A 5,217-nucleotide genomic window follows, 5' to 3' on the forward strand; every position below is an offset into this window, starting at 1 on the left:
CGGGTAGGCCGAGGATGTTAGCGGTGGCAAACATGCTTGTATTCAATACAGGTGCGTTCGACAATGGGTGGGTGAGTGCTGCGGTTTCCCGTCGATACGACTCTTCGCTCCGTCAGGACATGGCGGCGCGGACCCGCAACACGGTGTTCGAGGTGGCGGGCCGGTTCTTCGTCGAACGCGGCTGGGAGGGCACCTCGATGCGTGACATCGCGCAGGCGGCGGGGTGCTCGGTGGAGACGATCTACGCGAGGATCGGCAACAAGGCGGTGTTGCTGAAGGCGGTCCTCGACCGGGCGGTCGTCGGCGACGACGCGGTGCTGTCGCTGGCCGACCGTCCCTGGTTCGACATCGAGAGCGGCAGGCCACTCGCCGAGCGCGTTGCCGAACTCGCCACGGTGGCGGCATCGATCTACCGGCGCACCGCTCATCTGCGCCGCGCGCTCGACATCGCGGCCGAAGGCCATGCCGAGCTGCGTGAGCTCGACACGAAATGTCGTGCAGACGAACGAATTTCACGGACTGCGCTGGTGTCGGCGGCCGCGGGACGGCCGCTGACCGAGATCGAAGCCGACGGGATCCAAGGCATCTTCAGCAACGAGATGTACCTGTTGCTGACCGACCGATCCGGATGGACGCACGAGCAGTATCAGGACTGGGCGGCCGCCATGGTGATACGGCTGCTCGACCTCCACGAGGAGCGCGATCATGACCACCGACACCGATCTGTCCGGCCCCGCTGACACCCGCGTCATGGGCATCGTGCATACCGCGATGCGACGTGACATCGACCGAGCCAGGGCCGTCCTGGCCGAATGGCCGTACCCGTTCGACGAGCAACGCCGTGCCGTGGCCGACCATCTGGTCTGGCTGATGGATTTCCTGCACCACCACCACGAATCCGAGGACGAGCATCTCTACCCGCTCGTTCGCGCCCGCAACGTCGCCGCACGGCCACTGCTGGATCGGATGAATGCCGACCACCGATCCATCCTGCCCGCCATAGCGGCGCTGACGTCGGCGGCCGCCGCCTACAAGAACTCCGCGGACGCGCGCGAGGAGCTGATCGCGGCGCTGGACGAGTTGCGGGGCCTGCTGTTTGCGCACCTCGAACGCGAGGAGAACGAGATGATGCCGATCGTCTCGGACACCATCAGCGATGCCGAATGGCGCTGGCTGAGCAACGAGTACAACGTGAAACCGCTCGGCCCGCTCGAGTTGTCCGATCAGGGATTGTTCATTCTCGACGGCCTCGACAGCGCGGACCGCCAGGCGATCACCGAAGTGATCCCCGCGCTCCCGCGCTGGATCATTGTCCACCTCATGATCCGCCGCTACCGGCGGCAAGCCTTCCGCCGGTGGCGCACCCGCGAATTCACGTCGCTGAAAACATCATTGGGCGGTCGGCAGGAGGTCATGACCTCGGCCGCACCGCGCGCCGTGTGGGACATCCTCACCGATGTCACCCGGATCGGGGAATGGAGCCACGAATGCCGTCGCGCACGATGGGTCGACGGCGCCACCGGCGCGGCGGTGGGCGCGCGATTCGCCGGCGCGAGCAAATCCGGTGTCATGCGCTGGAGCCGCACCTGCACGATCACCGTCCTGCGGGCACCCCGCGAACTGGCGTGGACCACTCACGGCGGCATCTACGGCGACCACACCGAATGGCGCTACACCCTCGAATCCACCGACTCCGGCACCCACATCGTGCAGACCTACCGCGTCCTCGCCATGCCGATCTGGTTCGACCGCCTGGTCTGGCTGACCACCCCCGCCCACCACGACCGCCGAAACGCCCTGCACGGCGACCTCACCCGCCTGGCCCGCCTCGCGGAAGCGACGAGCAGGGGACCAGCTTGACGGATGCGGTTTTCCGCCTCATGCTGGGTGTATGACACCTGTAAGACAGCCGGTCGGGGGTAACGCCGCGGCAGCTTCGCGGAAGCGGGCAGCCAAGAAGGCCGGGCCGGCCAAGCGAGAAGCGGCGGCCGTTCTGGGACGCAGCAGGTTGGCGCAGGTTCGGCTACGTGACGAGGAGATGCAGGCGCTCGAGGAGGTCATGCAGACTCTGCATCTCGGGTCGACCTCGGATGCCCTGCGCGAAGGACTGAGACTTCTGGCGAAAGAGGCAGCCGAGGTGGGCGCGGCCGAAGAGATCCGGGCCTTCTACCAAGACCGGCGTGCGCCGCTGCCCGACGGGGTCGTCGAGCCGAGTGATTCCGAGCTCGCGGCAGCAGACGATATGCAGTGGTGAGCGCGGGCACGCCGTTGCGTGGCGAGGTCTGGGTGTGCGCCCTGCCTCAGCCGGTGGGGCCGCATCCCGTGGTTGTCCTGACAGTCAACCGGATAGCGGAAGCTCTCACCTCCGTGACCGTCGCCCTGATCACCGGCACATCGGGACCCCGGGCCACACATGTTCCGGTCGGACCCGACTGCGGGCTGACCAAGTACGACGAGTCATACGTGAACTGCTCAGATCTGCATACGGTGGCGAAGCCGCGATTGCGGCGAAAGCTGGGTCTGCTCGCCCCCGGCGAGCTGCGCGGCGTGGAAGACTCGGTGCGTCTGATTCTCGGCCTGCAGCGTTGACCTACTTCCAGCTTCGACCGGTTGGCATGGCTGTCCGTCGATGAGGTTGGCGCGTTCGGCATGAGATTGGCGCATTCTGTCCTTGTCGCTGCCCCGAGGGAATCCGAGACTTACGGTTCGTGTGGTCAGTGTGCGAACGAGGGGAGCATGCGGTGTCGGTTACGAGGGAGAGTGCCACCGCCTATGTGATTTCCGCGCTGGAGGCGAAGGGAACCGCGACCCGGGACGACTTCGACGTCGCGGGGATCGTCGCTGCGTTCCGGGACATCACCGAGGGGTGGGACTTCCACTTGATGGAGCGGGAAACCTTCTGGCGGATCGCCTCGACCTATCTCAGGACGTGAGGCTCCGTGTCGGCTGGGAACCCGCCGACCAGCGCCGGGCCGCCCGGCGCACCGAACCCGCATCGGAGTAGCCGAGGAGTTCGGCCTGCCTGGTGCCGCTGAGCGACTCACTGGACACCGCTCGCGACAATCGGGCGCTGCGAGCCCGATCCAGTTCGGCCCGCCAGGTCGTGCCCGCCTCGGTCAGCCGTCGCTGCAGGGTCCGAGGGCTCATGGTGAGGATCCGGGCGACACTGTTCAGGGAGACCTCCCCGGCCTCGATGGCCTTGTCCACTGCCGCGGCCACCCGTTCGGGCCAGGCCGAGGCGAGGGTCGGCGGGGGTGGCAGCGCGGCGGCCAGCGGACGCAGGACCGCGGCCAGTACCGGATCGGCGGTGGTCAGGGGCAGATCCAGGTCCGCGGCGCGGAAGGTGATCGAATCGGCGGGGGCGTCGAATTCCACCGTGGCGGGACCGAATACGGCGCGAAAGCTGTCAACGCGCTGGGGAGCGGCCTGGCGCAGCGAGACGCGCACGGGGTTCAACGGACCGTCGACGACCAGGCGGGCGCGGCTCAGCACGGCCGACAGTCCCCACAGCTGGGTGTGATCCTTTCCACGGCCATCGCCATCGAGCATCTCGAGATAGAGGGTGGACTCGTTCTCGGTCTCGGCGACCAGGTCGAACCGGTGATTGGTGGTGACCGCGGTGATGTGGGGCCCGCAGGTCGCCAGGCCGGCACCCAGCGTCGGCGCGGACGCGAACAGATAGTCGTACAGGCCCAGGCTGGACATCTCGTAGCGACGAGCGACCTGCAGGGCGACGTCCGGGCCGAGGCGATGTTCGCCGATCTCCCACAACCGGGAGAACGTCGCGCTGGGTAGGTGCACGTCGTCACCGGTCATCGACCAATCCGGGACCCCCGCGTCCCGAATCAGTTGCGCACGATCCAGCCCGGCGGCATCGAGCTGGGAGATGACGAAACGGTGCAGCAAACTCTGGTCGGTAGCCATGGCGACTCCTCGTGGCGGCATGCCGATCCGCGGACCGGTCGCGGTTTCGTCACGCAATGTTCGAAGGCGGGTCCATCATTGCGTAGACCGAACTACGGCGAAAGCGAAAGGCTGATTCGCGCGACGGCTTCCAGCGTTGCTCGCGGCATTCACGGGCCGCGATGCGGATGCCGACAGGCGCAGCGAACTGAGCAAATGACAACACTCTCGATCCAGCGGCCTTTCCACCGCGGCTGTGCGCCGTCGACCGGATCCTCCATGTCGCCGTTGTCGCGGAAGTGCTGGGGTTCTACTCGGGCGGCACCGCTTCGGCCGGCGCGCTCGATGGTGGTGGTGCGGCATCGACCGGGGTGTCTGGATTGGTCGGCAGCGTGGGGGAATCGGGCGGCGGCGTCGGGGAATCGGACGGTGGTGTCGGGGAATCGGGCGGCGGCGGCGAATTCGGAGGCGACGTAGGCGGTTCATGCTGATCGCGGGGAAGCGGTTGACCTGAATCACTGTCCGGCCCTGCGTAATACACAGCTATGACCGGGAAGTCGGTCGAGGTTGCCGGGGCGACTGCTGGAGAATCGTCCTCGGTTGCCCTTGTCGGCGGATCGACCGGATCGAGCACCGCCGGTTGCGACGGTCGCTCGGGTGGTGTCCACATCATCGCGGGCTTCGCCGTCGCGGGAGGTGAGGTCCACTCGCTCACCGAAACCATCGGTGCTGATCCTTCGCCGGCCTCGCGTGGCACCGGCGTGGCTTCTCGCGGGCCAGTGCTGGACCGGTCCAGAAGCCCGGTCGCGGCGCGGCCGTCCGGCTTGGCGGCGCTGTGTTCTGGACCGCTGAGATCGACGCTCGTCAACCCGGCAGCGGCCGAGATGAGGACTGGCGCTGCGATTGTCGCGACGGCCGCCGCGGCCCGTGTCACCGGTCGACGCACCGGCACCATGACGGTATCGGCGGCCGGCCGCTGGGCGCCGAGCAGAGCTGCGCCGAATGCGGCGGACTGCGCCGGTGCTGGTCCGCGGACGACCGGGCATTGCATCGTGTCCGCGAGAGTGTGGGCTACTTCCGGCGGCGTGGCCGCGCCCCCGGCGAGCAGGATCGCACCGAGCTGCCCGCGATGCAGGCCGGCAGTGCGCAAGCACTCGTCGACCAGTGGTAGCGAATCCCGCACGAGCGTGGCGCGGACCTCGCCGGCGAGATCCGGTTCGATCCGGCCACCCGCCGGCTCGTCGGTGTGGGGGCGGTACTGGGTGGGCGCGGGCAAAGCACCGGCCCGGCAACCCCCGCCCAAGGAATAGGACC

The 5,217-nt window shown here is 67.7% G+C and carries 7 protein-coding genes; 5 read left to right on the forward strand and 2 right to left on the reverse strand.

The window, feature by feature from the left end; genetic code table 11:
- Positions 1-71: 71 nt before the first annotated feature.
- From ACFWPJ_RS23805 to ACFWPJ_RS23825, 5 genes are all read left to right on the forward strand, one after another.
- Positions 72-740 (forward strand): TetR/AcrR family transcriptional regulator, encoded by a 669-nt coding sequence (locus tag ACFWPJ_RS23805; RefSeq protein ID WP_378854606.1) that lies wholly within the window; start codon positions 72-74, stop codon positions 738-740.
- The gene (locus ACFWPJ_RS23810) at positions 706-1,860 is read left to right on the forward strand and encodes a hemerythrin domain-containing protein (protein ID WP_378854607.1); all 1,155 of its coding nucleotides are present in this window, start codon (positions 706-708) and stop codon (positions 1,858-1,860) included. The genes ACFWPJ_RS23805 and ACFWPJ_RS23810 overlap by 35 nt, the downstream gene beginning before the upstream one ends.
- A gap of 31 nt (positions 1,861-1,891) precedes the next feature.
- The gene (locus ACFWPJ_RS23815) at positions 1,892-2,254 is read left to right on the forward strand and encodes a hypothetical protein (RefSeq protein WP_378854608.1); all 363 of its coding nucleotides are present in this window, start codon (positions 1,892-1,894) and stop codon (positions 2,252-2,254) included.
- Complete coding sequence (locus ACFWPJ_RS23820; RefSeq protein WP_378854609.1) at positions 2,251-2,589, forward strand: type II toxin-antitoxin system PemK/MazF family toxin; 339 nt, start codon at positions 2,251-2,253, stop codon at positions 2,587-2,589. Before ACFWPJ_RS23815 ends, ACFWPJ_RS23820 begins: the two co-directional genes overlap by 4 nt.
- A gap of 152 nt (positions 2,590-2,741) precedes the next feature.
- Positions 2,742-2,933 carry a hypothetical protein gene (locus ACFWPJ_RS23825; protein WP_378854610.1) on the forward strand — a complete coding sequence of 64 codons (192 nt, stop codon included), beginning with the start codon at positions 2,742-2,744 and terminating at the stop codon, positions 2,931-2,933.
- Here ACFWPJ_RS23825 and ACFWPJ_RS23830 read toward each other — a convergent pair.
- Both ACFWPJ_RS23830 and ACFWPJ_RS23835 read right to left on the reverse strand, forming a co-directional pair.
- Positions 2,923-3,924, reverse strand: a complete 1,002-nt coding sequence (locus tag ACFWPJ_RS23830) for an AraC family transcriptional regulator ligand-binding domain-containing protein (protein ID WP_378854611.1) — start codon at positions 3,922-3,924, stop codon at positions 2,923-2,925. The two genes, ACFWPJ_RS23825 and ACFWPJ_RS23830, sit on opposite strands and share 11 nt — an antisense overlap.
- 289 nt (positions 3,925-4,213) lie before the next feature.
- On the reverse strand, positions 4,214-5,217 hold a 1,004-nt coding region (locus tag ACFWPJ_RS23835), incomplete at its 5' end, for an FGGY-family carbohydrate kinase (protein WP_378854612.1).

The organism is Nocardia sp. NPDC058497, assembly GCF_042720195.1.
Classification (GTDB): domain Bacteria; phylum Actinomycetota; class Actinomycetes; order Mycobacteriales; family Mycobacteriaceae; genus Nocardia.